Raw genomic sequence first — 19,993 nt, 5'->3', positions numbered from 1 at the left:
CGCGCCGGCCGACGGCAGGCTGAGGCATGTGATCTTCACCACCGGAGCAGCGGAGCGCACCCGATGACGGGGCCGGTGCTCGCCGTCGACCAGGGCACCTCCGGCACCAAGGCCCTCGTGGTCTGCCCGGAACGCGGCGTGCTCGGCACCGGGTTCGCCCAGGTCGGCCCGCGTCACCTGGCCGGCGGCCGGGTCGAGGTGGACCCCGCCGCGCTGTACGACTCGGTGCTGGCAGCGGGCCGTCAGGCACTCGCCGAGGCGGGCGAGGGCGTCGTCGCGCTGGGCCTCGCCAACCAGGGCGAGACCGTCCTCGCCTGGGACCCGGCCACCGGGCGCCCGCTGACCGACGCCCTGGTGTGGCAGGACCGCCGGGCCGCCTCCGTCTGCGCCGAACTCGCAGCTCAGGGCGAGGAACTGCGCCAGTTGACCGGCCTGCCCCTGGACCCCTACTTCGCCGCGCCGAAGATGGCCTGGATTCGCCGCAACCTCACCCGCGAGGGTGTCGTGAGCACCTCCGACGCCTGGCTGGTCCACCGGCTCACCGGCGTCCACGCCACCGACGCCGCCACCGCCGGCCGCACCCAGCTCCTCGACCTGGACCGCGCCACGTGGTCCCCGCGCGCCCTCGACCTCTACGGCCTCACCGGGGAAACCCTCCCCGAGGTGACCGACTGCGCCCAAGTCGTCGGCACCACCCGGGCATTCGGCCCCGAGATCCCCCTCACCGGACTGATCGTCGACCAGCAGGCCGCCCTGCTCGCCCAGCGCGTCACCGCACCCGGCACCGCCAAGTGCACCTACGGCACCGGCGCGTTCCTGCTCGCGCACACCGGCGAGCGACCCCGGCGCGGCGACTCCGGACTGGTGAGCTGCGTGGCCTGGCGGCTCGCCGGCACCACCAGCTACTGCCTGGACGGACAGGTCTACACGGCCGCCTCCGCCGTGCGCTGGCTCACCGACCTCGGCGTCCTGTCCGGTGCCGCCGACCTCGACTCCGTCGGCGGCACCGTCCCCGACAGCGGCGGCGTCACCTTCGTACCCGCCCTCGCCGGGCTCGCCGCCCCCTGGTGGCGCGGTGACCTGCGCGGCTCCCTCACCGGACTCGGCCTCGACACCACCCCCGGCCACCTGGCGCGCGCCCTGTGCGAGGGCATCGCCGCCCAGGTCGCCGAACTCGCCGAGGCCGCCGCCACCGACCTCGGCGCCCCGCTGGACCTGCTCCGGGTCGACGGCGGCCTCACCCGCTCCGCGCTGCTCATGCAGACCCAGGCCGACCTGCTGCAACGCCCGGTGGAGGTGTCCGCGCTGCCCGACGCCACCGCGCTCGGCGCCGCCGCCCTCGCCCGCCTCGGCCTCGACCCCGCGCTCGGCGTCGCGGACGCCCTGCCCGACGGGAAGCCCGCCGCCGTGTACGAGCCCCGCATCCCGGCCGACCAGGCCGCCGAACGCCGCGCAGGCTTCCGCACCGCCGTCGCCGCCCTGCTCGGCCCGTGACCGTCACGGCGGACGGACCGCTGCCCCCGGAGCCGTACGACGTGGCGATCGTCGGCGCCGGCGTCGTCGGCTGCGCCCTCGCCCGCGAACTGGCCCGCCGGCCCCGGCTGCGCGTCGCCCTCGTGGAGGCGCGGGACGACGTCGGACAGGGCACCTCCAAGGCCAACACCGCCATCGTGCACACCGGTTTCGACGCCACCCCGGGCACCCTGGAGGCCCGCCTCGTCCGGGACGGGTACCGGCGCCTGACGGCCTACGCGGCCGAGTCCGGCATCGCCCTCGAAGCCGTCGGCGCCCTCCTCGTCGCCTGGGACGAGGAGCAACGGGCCGCCCTGCCCCGACTGGCAGGGAAGGCCGTGCGCAACGGACACACCGAGACCCGCATGCTGGGCCAAGGTGAGCTGTACGCCCGCGAACCCCATCTGGGTCCCGGCGCGCTCGGCGCCCTGCACGTGCCCGGCGAGAGTGTCATCTGCCCCTGGACCACCACCCTCGCCTACGCCACCCAGGCCGTCCGCGCCGGAACCGACCTCCACCTGCGAGCGGCCGTCGAGACCGTCACCCGGGACGGCGACGGCCACCTGCTCACCACCACGCGCGGCACCCTGCGCGCCCGCCATCTCGTCAACGCGGCCGGTCTGGGCGCCGACACCCTCGACCGGCTGCTCGGCCACGACGACTTCACCGTCACCCCGCGCCGGGGCCAGCTCCTCGTGTACGACCGGCTCGCCCGCCCGCTGGTCCGGCACATCCTGCTGCCCGTCCCGACCGCGCTCGGCAAGGGCGTCCTCGTCGCCCCCACCGTCCACGGCAACGTCCTGCTCGGCCCCACCGCCGAGGACCTGCACGACAAGAGCGCCACGCACTCCACCGCCGAGGGCATCGCCCTGCTCCGGGACAAGGGCCGCCGCGTCCTGCCCGCCCTGCTCGACGAGGAGGTCACCGCCGTCTACGCCGGGCTGCGCGCGGCCACCGAACACGAGGACTACCGCATCACCGCGCACCCCGGCGAGCGGTACGTCACCGTCGGCTCCATCCGCTCCACCGGCCTCTCCGCCTCCATGGCCATCGCCGCGCACGTCACCGGCCTGCTCGCCGACACCGGGCTCGATCTCGGCCCCGTCCGGGAGCCGGCCCCGGTCACCATGCCGGACCTCGGCGCCACCGCCCCCCGCCCCTGCGAGCGGCCCGGACTCGTCGCCGCCGACCCGGCCTACGCCGACCTCGTCTGCTTCTGCGAGCGCGTCTCCCGGGGCGAGATCCGCGACGCCCTCGCCGCCACCGTCCCGCCCCGCACCCCGGAGGGCCTGCGCCGCCGCACCCGGGCCCGGGCCGGCCGCTGCCAGGGCTTCCACTGCGGGGCGCGGGTGGCGGAACTGCTGCGGGAGGGGACCGCTCATGACACCTGAGAACCAGCCGGCCCGGTCGGCGCCCCGCCCCCTCGACGTGCTCGTCGTCGGCGCCGGGCCCGCCGGACTCACCGCCGCCGCCCGGCTGGCCGCAGCCGGTGCCGGGCGCGTGGAGGTGCTGGAGCGGTCGGTACGGCCCGGGGGAGTGCCGGCGTACTGCGGGTACGGCGGTTTCGGCACCCGGACCCGCCCGCTGACCGGACCCGAGTACGCGCGCCTGCTGACCCGGGCCGCCGAACGCGCCGGCGCCGACCTGCGCACCGGCGTCACCGCGCTGGACTGGGCACCCGGCGGTCTCGCCCTGCGCACCGTCGGGCCCCGGGGACCGGAGACGGTCGCGGCGCGGGCGGTCGTCCTCGCCACCGGTGTCCGCGAACGCCCCCGCCCGGCCCGCCTGGTACCCGGCACCCGCCCCGCGGGCGTCTACACCACCGGTGAACTCCTCCAGACGGTCCACCTGTTCGGCCGGTCCGTCGGCACCCGCGCGGTCGTGGTGGGCGCCGAGGAGGTGGCGTACACGGCGGCGGACACCCTGCGCGCGTCCGGTACCGAGGTCGTCGCCCTGGTCACGGAGGCCACGCGCGCCTGCGCCAGGTCGGGCACCCCGCTGCTGACGGGAACGACCGTCACCGAACTGCTCGGACAGGGGCGGCTGTCCGGCGTCCGTGTCCGCCACCGGGACGGCGAGGGGAGCGTGCTGCCCTGCGACACGGTCGTCTTCACCGGCGAGTTCCTGCCCGAGGACGAACTCGCCCGCCTGGGCGGCATCACACCGGCCCCGGGGGCACGGACCTCACGGCCGGGCGTCTTCGCCGCCGGGGGCCTCACCCACCCGGACGGCAGGGCGGAGGAGGCCGCCCGGGACGGCAGCCGCGCGGCCGACATGGTGCTGGAGTGGCTGGCGGAGGGCGCTCACAGGTCCGAGTAGGGCCCGTGCGGGACTGGCCGGCGGAGGGCGCTCACAGGTCCGAGTGGGCCCCGGAGGGTGCTCACACATCCGAGGAGGACCCGTGCCGCCCGGCCCCCGCAGCGAACCGGCCCGCCCCCTCCACGCCCTCCGCCAACACATCCACCCCGTACCGGAGTTCGTGGCGCATCGCCGTCTCCTCGTCCAGACCCTCCTGGTCCAGCAGTGACGCGCGGTCGCTGCGCAGGCAGGCCTGGGGGAGCCGGGCGAGGCTCGCGGCCAGTTCCTCCGCCTCGGCACGGGCACGGCCGGGCGGTACCAGGCGGTTGGCGAGGCCGATGTCGTACGCCTCGCGGGCCGGAACCGGGCGGCCGGTCAGGATCATGTCCATCGCCCTGCCGCTGCCGATCAGCCGGGGCAGCCGTACCGTGCCGCCGTCGATCAGGGGCACTCCCCAGCGCCGGCAGAACACCCCGAACACGGCCGTCTCCTCGGCCACCCGCAGATCGCACCACAGGGCGAGTTCCAGGCCGCCGGCGACCGCGTGTCCGGCCACCGCGGCGATCACCGGCTTGGACAGCCGCATCCGGGTCGGACCCATCGGACCGTCCCCGTCCCGCGCCACCCGGTTGCCGCGCCCGGTGCCGATCGCCTTCAGGTCGGCGCCCGCGCAGAAGGTGCCGCCCTCGCCCCACAGCACCGCCACCCGGGCGCCGTCGTCCGCCTCGAACGCCCGGAAGGCGGCGGCGAGTTCGGCGGCCGTGGGGCCGTCCACCGCGTTGCGGGCCTCCGGCCGGGACAGGACGACGGTGGTGACGTACCCCTCGCGTTCCACGCGGACCGGCACGGTGGCTCCCCTCGGCGAATGCGGCTCGGACGCGGCTCGACACGGCTCGGAGGGCCACTGTGCCTCAGATGACCTTCAGCCGCACCAGCGCCCCCAGCGTCAGCGCACCCGGCACCAGCGGCACCCACACCGTGATGATCCGGTAGGCCAGCACCACCGCCGTGGCCACCGCGGCCGGACCGCCCACCGCGACCAGCGCCACCACGAGCGCCGCCTCCACCGAGCCGATCCCGCCCGGGGTCGGCACCAGGGCGACCGCGACCGTCGCCGCGAGATACGCCAGCGCCATGTGCGCGGCCGGCACCGGCAGCCGCAACGCCTGCCCCACGGCGGCGAGTCCGGCCGCCTGGAGCGCGGGGAAGGCCAGCGAGCCGCCCCACAGGGCGAGCGCGCGGGACGGCCGGGTGTGCACCGAGCGCGCCTCGTCGAGCGCCTCCCGCGCGAAGGCCGACAGGCGGCTGCGCAGCGGTCGTACCAGGAGCAGGGCGGCCGCCGCCGCGAGCAGGACGGCGGCCACGCCGAGCAGCAGCGGGAGCACCGAGCCGTCCGGCAGCAGGGGGCCCGGCCGCAGCGCGTCCGGGAAGGCGAGGAGCAGACCCGCCAGCAGGGCGAGCCGGCCCACGCACTCGGCCAGCAGATACAGGGCGAGGGCGGCCGAGGAACGGGCCGGCGGTACCCCGCACACCCGCATGAAACGCAGGTTCACCGCGCTCGCGCCGAGCCCGGTCGGCAGCAGGTGGTTGGCCGCGCCGGCCGCGAACTGGGTGGCCAACAGGCGTGCCCGGGGCAGCGGTTGCAGCACCGCGCCCTGCCGGGTGAACGCGGCGGCCACCCAGGTCAGACAGGTCGCGCCGGCCGCCGCGCACAGCCACGGCGGGGACGCGGAGCGCAGGTGGCCGAAGCCCTCGGCGAGCACCGGGCGGTGCCGTACGGCGGTCACCGCCACGAGCACGAGCGGGACCAGGCACAGCACCCGGCGGACCGGGACACGGCGCCCACGGGGCAGCGGAGGAAGCGGGACGGCGGTCACATCAGCAGAGGGTCGCCGCGCCGCGTCAACGGCGGATGGCGGGAGCGGACACGGCGGCTTACAGGCTGGGGTCATCGGGGCCCTCGGCGGGCGGGACACCGGTGCGGGTGAAAAAGAGCGGACCTTGACCTCAACGAAGCTTGAGGTTCTACGTTCTGCTCCATGAGCATGGAGACCACCGCGTGGACGCAGTTGCACAGCGTCCTGAACGCGCAGGCCGGGCGGCGGCCCCTCGCCCGCGCCACCCTGCGCCGTATCGCCGCCTTCGCCCGGCCGCACCGCGCCGGCATCGTCCGGTTCGTCCTGCTGGGGGTGGTCACGGCCCTGCTCGCCGTCGCCACCCCCGTGCTGGCCGGGCGGGTCGTCGACGCGATCGTGGCGGGACACGACTCCGCGGCCGTGGTCCGGCTGTCCCTGCTGATCGCGCTGGTGGCCCTCGCGGAGGCGGGGCTCGGCATCCTCGGACGGCGCCTGTCGGCGACGCTCGGGGAGGGACTCATCCTCGACCTCAGAACGGCTGTGTTCGATCATGTGCAGCGCATGCCCGTCGCGTTCTTCACACGGACTCGTACGGGCGCGCTGGTCAGTCGTCTCAACAACGACGTGATCGGCGCCCAGCGGGCCTTCGCCGGCACCCTGTCCGGAGTCGTGGGCAACGTGGTCACCCTGGTCCTCACGCTCGCGGTGATGCTCACCCTGTCCTGGCAGATCACCCTGCTCGCGCTCGCCCTGCTGCCGGTGTTCGTGCTGCCGGCCCGCCGGATGGGCCGCCGGATGGCCGAGATGCAGCGGGAGGCGGCGGCGCTGAACGCGGCCATGGGCACCCGGATGACCGAGCGCTTCTCCGCACCCGGCGCCACCCTGGTCAAGCTCTTCGGGCGGCCCGGGGAGGAGTCGGCGGAGTTCGCCGCGCGGGCCGCCCGGGTCCGCGACATCGGGGTGCGCACGGCCACGGCCCAGTCGGTGTTCATCACCGCCCTCACCCTGGTCTCCGCGCTCGCGCTGGCCCTCGTCTACGGCCTCGGCGGCTGGTTCGCGCTGCACGGCACCCTGGAGCCGGGTGCCGTCGTCTCGCTCGCCCTGCTGCTGACCCGGCTCTACGCCCCGCTGACCGCGCTCGCCGGGGCCCGGGTGGAGGTGATGAGCGCCCTGGTCAGCTTCGAGCGGGTCTTCGAGGTGCTGGACCTGAGGCCGCTCATCGAGGACCGGCCGGACGCCCGCGCGGTGCCCGAGGGCCCGGTCGCGGTCGAGTTCGCGGACGTCCGCTTCGGCTACCCGGCCGCCGACCAGGTCTCCCTCGCCTCCCTGGAGGAGGTCGCCGCCCTCGACACCCGGGGCGGCGGCGAGGTCCTGCACGGCGTCTCCTTCCGCGCCGAACCCGGACAGACCGTCGCCCTGGTCGGCTCGTCCGGCGCCGGGAAGTCCACCGTCGCGCAGCTGCTGCCGCGCCTGTACGACGTCGACGCGGGCGCCGTCCGGATCGGCGGCACCGACGTCCGGGAGCTGACCGCCGGCTCGCTGCGCGCCACCGTCGGCATGGTCACCCAGGACGGCCACCTCTTCCACGACACCGTCCGCGCCAACCTGCTGCTCGCCCGTCCCGAGGCCACCGACGAGGAACTGTGGGACGCCCTCGGCCGGGCCCGGCTCGCCGAGGTCGTACGGTCGCTGCCCGACGGCCTGGACACGGTCGTCGGCGAGCGCGGCTACCGGCTCTCCGGCGGTGAGCGCCAGCGGATGACCCTCGCCCGGCTGCTGCTGGCCCGGCAGCGGGTGGTCATCCTGGACGAGGCCACCGCCCACCTGGACAACACCTCGGAGGCGGCCGTCCAGGAGGCGCTCACCGAGGCGCTGGCGGACCGCACCGCCCTGGTGATCGCCCACCGGCTGTCCACCGTGCGGGCGGCCGACCTGATCCTGGTCCTGGAGGCGGGCCGGATCGTGGAGCGTGGCACGCACGGGGAGTTGCTCGCGGCGGGCGGCCGGTACGCGGAACTCCACCGCACCCAGTTCGCCGGGCGGGACGACGAGGTGCCGGCGGTCTGACCGGAGCCCGGAGCGCGCGTCCACGTCCGTGACCGCCGTCCCACCTCTTGACTCCGGTGGTCCGGACCTTTAACTTCACGCCTTGAACAAAGGCGCCGGACGCGCTCAACGCCCCAACCGTCCCCCCGTGTTGGGCGCCCTCCGGGCACCCCCACCCGAAAGGCCGCCTCCCGCATGGCCAGACCGCTCCCCGCAGCCGTGTCCCTCGCCGCCCTCTTGCTCGCCACCGGCCTGCTCACCGCCGCTCCCGCCCACGCCGCCACCGGCACCGTCACCGGCATCGGCGGCAAGTGCCTCGACGTCGCCGGCGCCAGCTCCGCCGACGGCACCGCCGTCCAGCTCTACGACTGCAACGGCACCGCCGCCCAGCAGTGGACCGCCGGCAGCGACGGCACCCTGCGCGCCCTCGGCAAGTGCCTCGACGTCACCGGCAACGCGACCGCCGACGGCGCCAAGGCCCAGCTGTGGACCTGTACCGGCGGCGCCAACCAGAAGTGGACCCTCAGCGCCGCCCACGACCTCGTCAACCCGCAGGCGGACAAGTGCCTGGACGCCACCGGCAACAGCTCCGCCAACGGCACCCGTGCCCAGATCTGGACCTGCACCGGCTCGGCCAACCAGAAGTGGACCGCGCCCGCCCCCGGCGACAGCGGCGGCGGCACCTCGACGCCGATGGCCGTCGCGCCGTACCTGTACAACGGCTGGGGCAGCCCGCCGAGCCCGAGCACCATCACCCAGGCCACCGGCGTGAAGTGGTTCACGCTCGCCTTCGTGCTGTCGGGCGGCTACTGCAACCCGCAGTGGGACGGCAGCCGCCCGCTGCCCGGCGGCGTCGACCAGGGGACCGTCACCGCCGTCCGCGCGAACGGCGGTGACGTCATCCCGTCGTTCGGCGGCTACAGCGGCAACAAGCTGGAGAGTTCCTGCTCCAGCGCGGGCGAACTCGCCGGCGCCTACCAGAAGGTGATCAACGCCTACGGCCTCAAGGCCATCGACATCGACATCGAGGCCGACGCCTACGGCAACCCCACCGTGCAACAGCGCACCGTGGACGCCCTGAAGACGGTCAAGGCGAACAACCCCGGCCTGAAGGTGTACATCACCATCGGCACCGGCCAGAGCGGCCCCGACACCAGCCTCATCAACCGGGCCGCGTCCTCCGGACTGACCGTGGACGCCTGGGCGATCATGCCGTTCGACTTCGGCGGCGCCGGCCAGAACATGGGCAGCCTCACCACCAGGGCCGCCGAGGGCCTGAAGTCCGCGCTGAAGAACGCGTACCACTACAGCGACGACCAAGCCTACCGGGACATGGGCATCTCGTCCATGAACGGCGTCACCGACGACAACGAGACGGTCACCGTCGACGACTTCCGGACCATCCTCGCCTACGCCCGCCAGCACCACCTGGCCCGGCTCACCTTCTGGTCCGCCAACCGCGACCGGCCGTGCACCGGCGGCCCCGCCGACAGCTGCTCCGGCGTCTCCCAGAACGCCTGGGACTACACCCGCGTCCTCGCCGCCTACACCGGCTGAACCCCCCTCACCTGACAACTCCGCCGGAAACGTGGCCGATCCGGTCCGCCGTCCGTGAACCCGCGGGCGTGAGACGCAGCGGACGGGGAAACCGGCGTCGGGTCAAGTACCTGTAAAACGACCCGCGTTGCCAGGAGACCCCACCGTGTCGAAAGCCCAGATCGGAAGTGCCGTCGCCGTCCTCCTCCTCGCCGCCGGGCTCACCGGCTGCGGCAGCGAGGACGGCTCCGGCAAGAGCGGGGACGCGCAGGCGCGGCCGAGCGCGACCCCGCCCGTCCGGGCCGTCCAGGACGCCTACCGCAGGACGACGGCCGCCGAATCCGCCCGGATGACCGTCAGCACCGAGGTCACCGCCGAGGGCCGGACCCTCACCGCCGACGGCAAGGGCGTGGCCGACCTGGAGGACGGCACCAGCAAGGTCACGATCACCTCCGCCGGCACCACCGTCGAGCAGCGCGTCCTCGACGGCGTCGTCTACCAGAAGCCGACCGGCAAGCAGCGCGGCAGCGTCCCCGGCGGCAAGATCTGGACCAAGATCGACCTGGCCCGGCTCGCGAAGCAGAACCGGTCCGGGCAGTCCCAGGTCAGCGACCCGGCCGAGCCGGTGCGCTACCTCAAGGGCATCGACTCCGACGACGTCACCCGGCTCGGCACCCAGACCCTCGACGGCACCAGGACCACCCACTACCGCGTCTCCGTCCCCGTCTCCGCCCTCGCCCAGGGCGACGCCGGCAAGGCACAGGAACTGCGCCGCCAGCTCGGGAAGTCCTCGCTGCCGGTCGAGCTGTGGCTCGACGACAAGGGCCGGCTGCGCCAGGAGAGCGTCCGGCTCACCCTGCGCCCGCTCAAGCAGCGCACCCCCGGCAAGGAGAACACCGCCGTGACCAGCACGACCATGCTCCGCTTCACGGACTTCGGCACCGACGTGGACGTCACGGCGCCGCCCGCCAAGGACACCGCCGACGTCACCGACAAGGTGGCCAAGGCCGGCGCCGCCGACAGCTGAGACGTGTGATCCGGCCGGGTCTGGATACGCGAGAGGGCACGGAACCGAGACGTCCGGAAGGTCCGCGGTGCCATGACCAGCGCACATCAGCCCGGCCACCACTCCGAGGTCCACCTGCGGGTGAACGGCAAGCCCGTCACCCTGGACGTCGACCACCGGCGCGTCCTGCTGGACCTGCTGCGCGAGGACCTGGACCTGACCGGGTCCAAGAAGGGCTGCGACCACGGCCAGTGCGGGGCCTGCACCGTGCTGGTCGACGGCCGCCGCCTCAACAGCTGCCTGCTGCTCGCCGTCACCCTCGACGGCAGCGAGGTCACCACCGTGGAGGGCCTCGGCGGTGACGGCGAGGAGCCGCACCCGCTCCAGCGGGCCTTCCTCGACCGGGACGCCTTCCAGTGCGGTTACTGCACCCCGGGCCAGCTCTGCTCCGCCGTCGGCATGCTCGCCGAGGCCGCGGCCGGCCACCCCTCCCACGTCACGGACCCGGCGGCCCCCTCCGGCAGTCCCGTCGCCCTGGACCGGGCCGAGATCCGCGAGCGCCTGAGCGGCAACCTGTGCCGCTGCGGCGCCTACCCCCGCATCGTCGAGGCGGTCGAGGACGTGATCGAGTGAACGGCTTCGCCTACCTCAGGCCCACCGGCGTCCAGGAGGCCGTCGACGCCTACGCCGCCCACCCCGGCGCCGCCTATCTGGCCGGCGGCACCAACCTCGTGGACCTGATGAAACTCGGCGTCGCCCGGCCCACCGCCCTCATCGACGTCGGCCGGCTGCCGCTGGACACCATCGAGGAGCGGCCCGACGGCTCCGTACGCGTCGGCGCCACCGTCCGCAACAGCGACCTCGCCGCCGACCCCCGGGTCCGCGACCGCTGGCCCGCCCTCTCCCAGGCCCTCCTGGCGGGCGCCTCCGGACAGCTCCGCAACGCCGCCACCACCGGCGGCAACCTGCTCCAGCGCACCCGCTGCCCCTACTTCCAGGACCTCGGCAAACCCTGCAACAAACGGGCGCCCGGCAGCGGCTGCGGCGCCCGCGAGGGGGTGCACCGCGACCACGCCGTCCTCGGCCACTCCGAGCAGTGCGTCGCGACCCACCCCTCCGACATGGCCGTCGCCCTGGCCGCCCTGGACGCGCAGGTCGAGCTGTACGGCCCCGAGGGCGCCCGGAAGCTGCCGGTGACCGACTTCCACCGGCTGCCGGGCGAGCACCCCGAGCGGGACACCTGGATGCGCCCCGGCGAACTGATCACCGGTGTGCTGCTGCCGGCCACCACCGCCGGCGTCCCGTCCGCCTACCGCAAGGCCCGGGACCGGGCGTCGTACGCCTTCGCCCTCGCCTCCGTGGCCGTCGTGCTCCGCGTCGCGGACGGTGTGGTCGACCAGGTCGCGGTGGCCTTCGGCGGGCTCGCGCACCGGCCCTGGCGGGCCCGGCACACCGAGCTGGCCCTGCTGGGCGCGCCCGCCGGACCGGCGGCGTTCGAGGGCGCCGTCGCCCTCGAACTCGCGCACGCCGAGCCCCTGCGGGACAACGCCTTCAAGGTCCCGCTGGCCCGCAACCTGGCCCTGGACGTCCTCGGCCGCCTGGCCCCGGCACCGGCGGGCGTCTGACGGCCCGCACCGGATCGCGCCCCCATGGGAGGAACCATGACCGCCACCGCCCTCGGGGCACCGGCCGAGCGCCGGGAAGGACGGCAGAAGGTCTCCGGCGGCGCCCGGTACGCCGCCGAGTACACCCTGCCCGGACGCGCCCACGCCTGGCCCGTGCCCGCCACCGTGGCACACGGCCGGGTCACCGGCGTCGACACCGCCGCCGCCCTCGCCCTGCCCGGCGTCCTCGCCGTCCTCACCCCCGGCGACGCGCCCCGGCTCGCCACCCCCGAGGACGCCACCCTCGCCGTCCTCCAGAGCCCCGACGTGCCGCACCGCGGCTGGCCCGTGGCCCTGGCCGTCGCCGAGACCCCCGAGGCGGCCCGCGCCGCCGCCCGCGCGGTCCGCGTCGACTACGCCGGCGCCCCGCACGACGTCACCCTCACCGAGGGCCACCCCGACGCCTACGCGCCCGAGGAGGTCAGCAGCGGCGCCGCGCACGTCGAGCACGGCGACCCCGAGGCCGCCTTCGCCGCCGCCGAGGTCCGTGTCGACGCCGTCTACCGGGTGCCGCCGCTGCACAACCACCCCATGGAGCCGCACGCCAGCACGGCCCACTGGGACGGCGACCGGCTCACCGTCTACACCTCCAGCCAGGGCGGCACCACGGTCCGCTCCGTCCTCGCCCAGCTCTTCGAACTGGACGAGGACCGGATCACCGTCGAGGCCGAGCACGTCGGCGGCGGCTTCGGCTCCAAGGGCACCCCGCGCCCCGACGTCGTGCTCGCCGCCCTGGCCGCCCGGCACACCGGCCGCCCCGTCACCCTCGCCTACCCGCGCCGCGACCTGCCCGCCGTCGTCGGCCACCGCGCCCCCACCGTGCAGCGGCTGCGGCTCGGCGCGGACCGGGACGGCCGGCTCACCGCCGTCCTGCACGAGGTGACCACCCACACCTCGCACGTGAAGGAGTTCGTGGAGCAGGCCGCCGTCGTCTCCCGCGTCATGTACGCCACCCCCGCCCTGCGCAGCGCCCACCACGTGGTCCCGCTGGACGTGCCGAGCCCCTCCTGGATGCGCGCACCCGGCGAGGCACCCGGCATGTACGCCCTGGAGTCCGCCGTGGACGAACTCGCCCACGCGCTCGGCACCGACCCGGTCGACCTGCGCGTCCGCAACGAACCCGGCAGCGAACCCGGCACCGGCCGCCCCTTCAGCAGCCGGCACCTCGTGGAGTGCCTGCGCGAGGGCGCCCGCCGCTTCGGCTGGGCCGGCCGCGACCCGCGCCCCCGCTCCCGCCGCGAGGGCCCGCTGCTGATCGGCACCGGCGTGGCCGCCGCCACCTACCCCGTCCAGGTGGCCCCCTCCACGGCCACCGCCCAGGCGCTGCCCGACGGGACCTTCACCATCCGCCTCAACGCCGCCGACATCGGCACCGGCGCCCGCACCGTCCTCGCCCAGGTCGCCGCCGACGCCCTCGGCGTGCCCCTGGACCGGGTACGCACCGAGGTCGGCCGCAGCGAACTCCCGCCCGCCCCGCTGGCCGGCGGCTCCTCCGGCACCGCTTCCTGGGGCTGGGCCGTGCACGAGGCCTGCGCCGAACTGGCCGCCCGCCTCGCCGCGCACACCGGGCCGCCGCCCGCCGAGGGCGTCGAGGTCCGCGCCGACACCACCGGCAAGGCCGACGCCGAGAGCCCCTACGCCCGGCACGCCTTCGGCGCCCACTTCGCCGAGACCGCCGTCGACACCGTGACCGGCGAGGTCCGGGTACGACGGCTGCTGGGGATCTTCGCCGCCGGACGGATCCTCAACGCCCGCACCGGACGCTCCCAGTTCACCGGCGGCATGACCATGGGCCTCGGTATGGCCCTCACCGAACACAGCTCCCTCGACCCGGCGTTCGGCGACTTCACCGAATCCGACCTGGCCGCCTACCACGTGCCCGCGCACGCCGACGTCCCCGACATCGAGGCCGACTGGATCGAGGAGGACGACCCGCACCTCAACCCCATGGGCAGCAAGGGCATCGGCGAGATCGGCATCGTCGGCACCGCCGCCGCGATCGGCAACGCCGTCCACCACGCCACCGGCGTCCGCTTCCGCGAACTGCCCCTGACCCCCGACCGGATCCTCCCCGCCCTGTCGGCCGAGGAGTGACAGGGTGACGGGACCGACCTGGGAGTACGACGGCTACCGGCCCGGCGAGGAACGCCTGCGCGAGTCCCTGTGCACCCTCGGCAACGGCTACTTCGCCACCCGCGGCGCGCTGCCCGAGTGCGCCGCGGACGAGATCCACTACCCGGGAACCTACGCGGCCGGCTGCTACGACCGGCTCACCTCCGAGGTCGCCGGCCGCCGGGTCGAGAACGAGGACATGGTCAACCTGCCCAACTGGCTGCCGCTGCGCTTCCGTCCGGCCGGCCGCGACTGGCTCACCCCGGACACCGCCCACGTCACCGAGCACCACCAGACCCTCCACCTCGACCCCGGCCTGCTGGAGCGCCGTACCCGCTTCACCCTCGGCCCGCACTCCTCCCTGCTCGTGCGGCAACTGCGCCTGGTGCACCTCGCCGACCCCCATCTCGCCGCCCTGCGCACCGAGTTCACCGCCGAGGGCGACGCCGTCGACCTGGACGTGGAGGCCGTCCTGGACGGGACCGTCACCAACTCCGGGGTGCTCCGCTACCGGGACCTGGACGGCCGGCACCTCGACCACGCCGAGGCCGGCGGCACGGCACCGGACACGGTGTGGCTGCGCTGCCGCACCCGCACCTCCGACATCGGCGTCGCGCTGGCCGCCCGGCTCACCACCGGGGCATCGGTCACCCACGTCGAGGAGGCCCACCGCGCCGTCCAGCGGGCCCGGCTGCGCCTGCTGCCCGGCGGGACCGTGACCGTGGACAAGACCGTCGCCCTGCACACCTCGCACGACCCGGCCATCGGCGACCCGCTGCGTGCCGCCGAGGACCGGATCGCCGCCGCCCCCGGCTTCGACGAGCTGCGCGAGAGCCACGCCGCCGCCTGGGAGCAGCTGTGGCGCCGTACCGCCCTTGAGGTCCCCGGCGAGGCCGGCAGCATCCTGCGCCTGCACCTCTTCCACGTGCTCCAGACCCTCTCGCCGCACACCGCCGACCTCGACGTGGGCGTGCCCGCGCGCGGACTGCACGGCGAGGCCTACCGGGGCCATGTCTTCTGGGACGAACTCTTCGTCCTGCCCTACCTCAACCTGCACCTGCCCGAGGTCTCCCGCGCCCTGCTGCGCTACCGGCACCGCCGCCTGGACGCCGCCCGGCAGGCCGCCCGCGCGCTCGGCCGGCGCGGGGCGCTGTACCCCTGGCAGAGCGGCAGCGACGGCCGCGAGGAGACCCAGCAGCTCCACCTCAACCCGCGCTCGGGCCGCTGGCTGCCCGACCACTCCCGGCTCCAGCACCACGTCGGCTCGGCCGTCGCCTACAACGTCTGGCAGTACGGGGAGGCGACCGGCGACACCGACTTCCTGCACGGCGAGGGCGCCGAGATGCTGCTGGACATCGCCCGCTACTGGGCGGACTGCGCCGAGTGGGACGACCACCTCGGCCGCTACCGCATCCGGGGCGTGGTCGGCCCCGACGAGTACCACGACGCCTATCCGGACGCCGTCCGGCCCGGCCTGGACGACAACGCCTACACGAACGTCACCGCCGCCTGGGTGCTCACCCGCACCCTGGAACTGCTGGACGCGCTGCCCGAGCCGCGCCGCCGCGAACTCACCGAGGGGGCGGGCCTGGAGAGCGACGAGCCCGCCCGCTGGGAGGACGTCTCGCGGCGCCTGCACATCCCCTTCCACGACGGTGTGGTCAGCCAGTTCGAGGGCTACGGCGACCTCGCCGAACTCGACTGGGACGGCTACCGCAAGCGCTACGACGACATCCGCCGCCTGGACCGCATCCTGGAGGCCGAGGGCGACACCGTCAACCGCTACAAGGCGTCCAAGCAGGCCGACGTCCTCATGCTCGGCTACCTCTTCGCGCCCGCCGAACTGCACGCCCTCTTCCACCGCCTGGGCCACCCGCTGGACGAACGGACCTGGACCGCGACCGTCGACCACTACCTGCACCGCACCAGCCACGGTTCCACCCTGAGCGGCCTGGTGCACGGCTGGATCCTGACCCGGGCCCGCCGCGCCGACGCCTGGTCCTTCGTCCAGGAAGCCCTGCGCGGCGACATCGCCGACCTCCAGGGCGGCACCACCGGCGAGGGCATCCACCTCGGCGCCATGGCCGGCACCCTGGACCTCGTGCAGCGCGGCCTGACCGGCCTGGAGACCCGCGACGGCGCCCTCCGCCTCGACCCGGTCCCGCTGCCCGAACTCTCGTCCTACGGCTTCCCGTTGCGCTACCACGGCCACTGGGGCATCCACCTGCGACTGCGCAGCGGCCGTCTGGACATCGCCGTACCCGCCTCCCACCACTCACCCGTCGACGTCCGCATCGGCGACCGGGAGATGCGGGTGGAACCGGGGAAGACGGCGGGGCTCGTGCTGCCCGAGTGACCTCGGTCAGGCGGCCGCGTGGCGGTCCAGGACGGCCGCGACGATCCTCATCAGCCGTTCGCCGGCCCGCCCGACGCTGCCGTTCTGCGCGCTCACCTGGGCCCCTTCGAGGACGAAGGTGATCTCCGCCGCCGCCTCGTCCGGATCGGACAGCCCGGCGCGGGCGCACAGACCGGTGAGCCGGCGCAGCTGTCCGGCCTTGTGGGCCTCGATCAGCCGGCGCGCCGGGTGGGCGCGGTCGGGCAGTTCCGCGAGGGAGTTGATGAACGGGCAGCCCCGGTGGGAGATCCCGGGAAGCCCGTCGGCGATGAACCGGGCCATGCCCAGGATCTGGGCGCGGGCGTCGTCGGGGTGTGTCTCCGCCAGCCGGTCGAACACGGCGGTGTAGTCGGCCGCGACGATGCGGAGCCACTCCTCGACCAGGGCGTCCTTGGTCGCGAAGTGGCGGTACAGCGCCATCTTGGTGGTCTCGGCGCGGTCGGCGATCGCCTGGACGCCCACCGCCTTGATCCCCTCGCGCGAGAACAGCTCCTCCGCCGCGTCGAGGATCCGCTCCCGGGGCGGCAGCTTGGCCACCCTGCTCTGCCGGCCGGCTCTCCCGCCCCTGTCGTCCGTGTTCGTCATGAGGCCCCTCATCGGTCCGCCGGGGCGGTGCGCCTGCCCCGGCCGCAATGCTACGGTACCGATCAGTCCCGAGCGATACCGCTCGGTATCACTGAATACCGATCGGTATCGCTGACGGGTGTCGACTCTCCTGCCCTCCCTGAACGGACGCACCATGAAGCTCTCCGAATACGTGCGGTACGACGGCGTCGGCCTGGCCGGCCTGGTGGCCCGCGGCGAAGTGACCGCGGCGGAACTCGCGGCGACCGCCCGACGGGCCGCGGACGCGGTGAATCCGCGCGTCAACGCCGTGGTCGAGACCTGGGCCGCCGAGGACACGCCCGTACCCGGCAGCACGCCCCTGGCCGGGGTGCCCTTCCTGATCAAGGACCTCGCCGTCGCGATGGCCGGCAAGCGCACGGAACTGGGCAGCCGGCTCGCCGCCGGGAACGTCGCCCCGGCCGACTCGGCGCTGATGACCCGCCTGCGCCGCGCCGGGCTGGTGACCCTCGGCCGCACGGCGACCCCCGAGTTCGCCTACAGCACCACCACGGAAGGCGTCCTGTACGGCGCCACCCGCAACCCCTGGGACCCGGCCCGCAGCCCCGGCGGCTCCAGCGGCGGCTCGGGAGCGGCCGTCGCCGCGGGCATCGTCCCGATCGCGCACGCCACCGACGCGGCGGGCTCCATCCGCGTCCCCGCCGCCGCGGGCGGCCTGTTCGGGCTGAAGCCGACCCGCGGCCGGATCTCCATGGGCCCCGACGCCGACGAGGTCTTCAACGGGCTCGCCGTCCACGGCGCCCTCAGCCGCTCGGTACGCGACAGCGCCGCGCTGCTGGACCTCGTCCACGGCCCCGAGGCCGGCGACCCCTACGCCGCCCAGCGGCCGGAGCGGCCCTACACCCAGGAGGTCACCCGCTTCCCGGGCAGCCTGCGCATAGGCCTGCTGACCCGGCCCTGGGGCGGCCGGACCGTCGACGCCACCGTCCTCGACGCCACACTCCGCTCCGCCCGGCTCGCCGAATCCCTCGGACACCGGGTGGAAGAGGTCGAAGTCGGCCTCGGCGTCGGCTGGGAGGACTTCGTCGTGGCCAACGCCTGCCTGTGGACGACCAATCTGGTGACCTGGATCGACGGCCTCGCCGCGGCCTTCGGGCGGCCCGTCGACGCCACCACCGTCGAACCCGAGATACTCGCCAGTTACGCCTACGGACAGCGGGTCGGCGGGGCCGAGTTCGTCCAGGCGCTCGCGATGCGCAACAGCGTCGCGCGCGCGATCGGCCGCTACTTCACCGACTACGACCTGCTGCTCACCCCGACCCTGCCCGAACTGCCCGTCCCGCTCGGCACGTACGCCGTGGGCGCCGAGGACGCCGACGGCCTCGGCTGGCTCCGGCAGGTCTTCCACCGCTCGCCCTTCACCGCCCCGTTCAACGTCGCGGGCACCCCCGCCATGTCCGTCCCCCTGGAGGCCGACCTCACCACCGGGCTGCCCGTCGGCATCCAGTTCGCCGCGGGGTACGGACGCGAGGACGTCCTCTTCCGGCTCGCCGGCCAGCTGGAACAGGCCGCTCCCTGGGCGCGGCGGACCCCCGCCGTGTGGGCGGGCGACCACGACGAGGCCTGACCTTCGGGTGGCGGTACGGCAAGGGGGCCAGCACCGGGCGGCGGCCGTGCCACACTCCGGGGGACCGGGTGACGGAAAGGGGCTGCCGGGCATGAGCCTGAGCGACGCCGGCCTGCGCGTGCTGGCGGTGGACGACGAGGAACCCGCGCTCGCGGAACTGCTCTACCTCCTGGACCGGGACCCGAGGGTCGCCGACGCGGTGCCCGCGTCGGCGGCCACCGAGGCACTGCGCCGGCTGAGCCGGGCCGTCGAGCGGGGGCCGGACGGCCCGGAGGGCTTCGACGTCGTCTTCCTCGACATCGACATGCCCGGCCTGAACGGACTCGAACTCGCCCGGCTGCTCGGCGGGTTCACCGCCCCGCCGCTCATCGTCTTCGTCACCGCGCACGAGGACTTCGCCGTCCGTGCCTTCGACCTCAAGGCCGTGGACTACCTGCTCAAACCCCTGCGCCGGGAACGCTTCGCCGAAGCCGTGCGCCGGGTCGCCGAACTGGTCCGCGCCGGGCAGGGGCCCCGGTCCGGCACCGCGCCCGAACCGGTGCCGGCCCTCGGTGACCAGGTCCCGGTGGAACTCGGCGGCGTCACCCGGTTCGTGCCCGTCGCCGACATCACCGACGTCGAGGCCCAGGGCGACTACGCGCGCCTGCACACCCCGGCCGGCAGCCACCTGGTGCGCGTTCCGCTGTCCACCCTGGAGGAGCAGTGGCGCTCGCGCGGCTTCGTCCGTGTCCACCGCAGCCGGCTGGTCGCCCTCGGCCGGATCGAGGAACTGCGCCTGGACGGCGGCAACCTGACCGTCCGGGTCGGGGACCGCGTCCTCGCCGTGAGCCGGCGCAACGCCCGCGAACTGCGCGACCTGCTGGCCCGGCACGCCGCGGCCCGCGCGCGCTGAACCGGCCGGCCGGGACCGGGGTGACGGACCTGTGGCGATTCTCGTCCGACGGCTGTCCGGGCACCGGCCCGCTGCGTACACTCGCCGCACACAGGTGATCACCGCCGCGTCGGGAGTGCGTCATGGGTGCGGAGTCCGTCCCGCGCAGAGAGGTGGTCACCGGGGGCCCGCTCCGCGCGGACGGCACCGCCGTCTCCCGCCCGGCGCCCCCGCGACCGGGCCGCCCGGACCCCGCCGTACGGCACCTGATGCGACGTCAACTCCGCGCCGCGCTCACGGTCACCGGCCTGCTGCTCGCCCTGGCCGGACTGCTCCCGGTGCTGTCGCGGGCGCTGCCGCCGCTCGCCGGCTGGCTGCTGCTGGGCGTGGCCCCCTACCCCGTCCTGCTCGCCGCCGGCGCCTGGTACGTGCGCCGCGCCGAACACCACGAGACCACCGCGACCGCACCCGGGGAACGCCCCTGACCATGCGCGACACACCCGCCG

At 75.0% G+C, this 19,993-nt stretch carries 15 protein-coding genes and 1 pseudogene; 13 read left to right on the top strand and 3 right to left on the bottom strand.

The window, feature by feature from the left end; genetic code table 11:
• Positions 1 to 63: 63 nt before the first annotated feature.
• The 3 genes and pseudogenes from NX794_RS00170 to NX794_RS00160 form a co-directional block, all read left to right on the top strand.
• Positions 64 to 1,494: an FGGY family carbohydrate kinase gene (locus NX794_RS00170; protein WP_258775838.1), complete on the top strand. Its 1,431-nt coding sequence runs from the start codon at positions 64 to 66 to the stop codon at positions 1,492 to 1,494.
• Positions 1,491 to 2,903 carry an FAD-dependent oxidoreductase gene (locus NX794_RS00165; protein ID WP_258775837.1) on the top strand — a complete coding sequence of 471 codons (1,413 nt, stop codon included), beginning with the start codon at positions 1,491 to 1,493 and terminating at the stop codon, positions 2,901 to 2,903. The genes NX794_RS00170 and NX794_RS00165 overlap by 4 nt, the downstream gene beginning before the upstream one ends.
• Positions 2,893 to 3,813 (top strand): annotated as a pseudogene (locus NX794_RS00160) (NAD(P)/FAD-dependent oxidoreductase); the annotation flags it as partial. The gene NX794_RS00165 and the pseudogene NX794_RS00160, both read left to right, overlap by 11 nt.
• Before the next feature lie 79 nt (positions 3,814 to 3,892).
• Here the strand turns inward: NX794_RS00160 and NX794_RS00155 are convergent.
• Complete coding sequence (locus NX794_RS00155; RefSeq protein ID WP_258775836.1) at positions 3,893 to 4,657, bottom strand: crotonase/enoyl-CoA hydratase family protein; 765 nt, start codon at positions 4,655 to 4,657, stop codon at positions 3,893 to 3,895.
• 64 nt (positions 4,658 to 4,721) lie between these two features.
• Positions 4,722 to 5,687, bottom strand: coding sequence for a lysylphosphatidylglycerol synthase transmembrane domain-containing protein (locus NX794_RS00150; protein WP_258775835.1), 966 nt, complete (start codon positions 5,685 to 5,687; stop codon positions 4,722 to 4,724).
• 162 nt (positions 5,688 to 5,849) lie between these two features.
• Between NX794_RS00150 and NX794_RS00145 the strand changes: the two genes are divergently transcribed.
• The 7 genes from NX794_RS00145 (at position 5,850) to NX794_RS00115 (ending at position 16,386) form a co-directional block, all read left to right on the top strand.
• Positions 5,850 to 7,733, top strand: a complete 1,884-nt coding sequence (locus NX794_RS00145; RefSeq protein ID WP_258775834.1) for an ABC transporter ATP-binding protein — start codon at positions 5,850 to 5,852, stop codon at positions 7,731 to 7,733.
• A 174-nt stretch (positions 7,734 to 7,907) separates the two neighbouring features.
• Complete coding sequence (locus tag NX794_RS00140) at positions 7,908 to 9,269, top strand: ricin-type beta-trefoil lectin domain protein (protein ID WP_258775833.1); 1,362 nt, start codon at positions 7,908 to 7,910, stop codon at positions 9,267 to 9,269.
• A 145-nt stretch (positions 9,270 to 9,414) separates the two neighbouring features.
• Positions 9,415 to 10,275, top strand: coding sequence for an SCO4651 family lipoprotein (locus tag NX794_RS00135; protein WP_258775832.1), 861 nt, complete (start codon positions 9,415 to 9,417; stop codon positions 10,273 to 10,275).
• Positions 10,276 to 10,347: 72 nt separating this feature from the next.
• The gene (locus NX794_RS00130) at positions 10,348 to 10,887 is read left to right on the top strand and encodes a 2Fe-2S iron-sulfur cluster-binding protein (protein WP_258775831.1); all 540 of its coding nucleotides are present in this window, start codon (positions 10,348 to 10,350) and stop codon (positions 10,885 to 10,887) included.
• Entirely contained in the window at positions 10,884 to 11,879 is a 996-nt protein-coding gene (locus NX794_RS00125) for an FAD binding domain-containing protein (protein WP_258775830.1), read from the top strand. The genes NX794_RS00130 and NX794_RS00125 overlap by 4 nt, the downstream gene beginning before the upstream one ends.
• Positions 11,880 to 11,903: 24 nt before the next feature.
• Positions 11,904 to 14,012 (top strand): xanthine dehydrogenase family protein molybdopterin-binding subunit, encoded by a 2,109-nt coding sequence (locus NX794_RS00120; protein ID WP_428985821.1) that lies wholly within the window; start codon positions 11,904 to 11,906, stop codon positions 14,010 to 14,012.
• Positions 14,013 to 14,016: 4 nt separating this feature from the next.
• Positions 14,017 to 16,386, top strand: a complete 2,370-nt coding sequence (locus NX794_RS00115; protein WP_258775828.1) for a glycoside hydrolase family 65 protein — start codon at positions 14,017 to 14,019, stop codon at positions 16,384 to 16,386.
• A 6-nt stretch (positions 16,387 to 16,392) separates the two neighbouring features.
• Here NX794_RS00115 and NX794_RS00110 read toward each other — a convergent pair whose 3' ends face one another.
• Positions 16,393 to 17,010, bottom strand: coding sequence for a TetR/AcrR family transcriptional regulator (locus tag NX794_RS00110; RefSeq protein ID WP_258775827.1), 618 nt, complete (start codon positions 17,008 to 17,010; stop codon positions 16,393 to 16,395).
• 154 nt (positions 17,011 to 17,164) lie between these two features.
• Here NX794_RS00110 and NX794_RS00105 point away from each other — a divergent pair, with 154 nt between their 5' ends.
• From NX794_RS00105 to NX794_RS00095, 3 genes are all read left to right on the top strand, one after another.
• A complete protein-coding gene (locus tag NX794_RS00105; RefSeq protein ID WP_258775826.1) occupies positions 17,165 to 18,616 on the top strand; it encodes an amidase in 1,452 nt (483 codons plus the stop codon).
• Positions 18,617 to 18,707: 91 nt separating this feature from the next.
• Positions 18,708 to 19,508, top strand: a complete 801-nt coding sequence (locus NX794_RS00100; RefSeq protein WP_258775825.1) for a LytR/AlgR family response regulator transcription factor — start codon at positions 18,708 to 18,710, stop codon at positions 19,506 to 19,508.
• 122 nt (positions 19,509 to 19,630) lie between these two features.
• The gene (locus NX794_RS00095; protein WP_258775824.1) at positions 19,631 to 19,972 is read left to right on the top strand and encodes a hypothetical protein; all 342 of its coding nucleotides are present in this window, start codon (positions 19,631 to 19,633) and stop codon (positions 19,970 to 19,972) included.
• Positions 19,973 to 19,993: the final 21 nt, after the last annotated feature.

It is taken from the genome of Streptomyces pyxinicus (assembly GCF_024753135.1).
GTDB classification, from domain to species: domain Bacteria; phylum Actinomycetota; class Actinomycetes; order Streptomycetales; family Streptomycetaceae; genus Streptomyces; species Streptomyces pyxinicus.
The sequence above is the reverse complement of the archived record's forward strand: the minus strand, read 5'-3'. Positions and strand labels throughout refer to the sequence as shown.

What these genes read in the sequence shown, in the direction of transcription:
- NX794_RS00130 (WP_258775831.1), top strand. Translation starts at nt 10,348, where the DNA reads ATGACCAGCGCACATCAGCCCGGCCACCACTCCGAGGTCCACCTGCGG.
- NX794_RS00100 (WP_258775825.1), top strand. Translation starts at nt 18,708, where the DNA reads ATGAGCCTGAGCGACGCCGGCCTGCGCGTGCTGGCGGTGGACGACGAG.
- NX794_RS00095 (WP_258775824.1), top strand. Translation starts at nt 19,631, where the DNA reads ATGGGTGCGGAGTCCGTCCCGCGCAGAGAGGTGGTCACCGGGGGCCCG.
- NX794_RS00145 (WP_258775834.1), top strand. Translation starts at nt 5,850, where the DNA reads ATGAGCATGGAGACCACCGCGTGGACGCAGTTGCACAGCGTCCTGAAC.
- NX794_RS00140 (WP_258775833.1), top strand. Translation starts at nt 7,908, where the DNA reads ATGGCCAGACCGCTCCCCGCAGCCGTGTCCCTCGCCGCCCTCTTGCTC.
- NX794_RS00170 (WP_258775838.1), top strand. Translation starts at nt 64, where the DNA reads ATGACGGGGCCGGTGCTCGCCGTCGACCAGGGCACCTCCGGCACCAAG.
- NX794_RS00105 (WP_258775826.1), top strand. Translation starts at nt 17,165, where the DNA reads ATGAAGCTCTCCGAATACGTGCGGTACGACGGCGTCGGCCTGGCCGGC.
- NX794_RS00110 (WP_258775827.1), bottom strand. Translation starts at nt 17,010, where the DNA reads ATGACGAACACGGACGACAGGGGCGGGAGAGCCGGCCGGCAGAGCAGG.
- NX794_RS00120 (WP_428985821.1), top strand. Translation starts at nt 11,904, where the DNA reads ATGGGAGGAACCATGACCGCCACCGCCCTCGGGGCACCGGCCGAGCGC.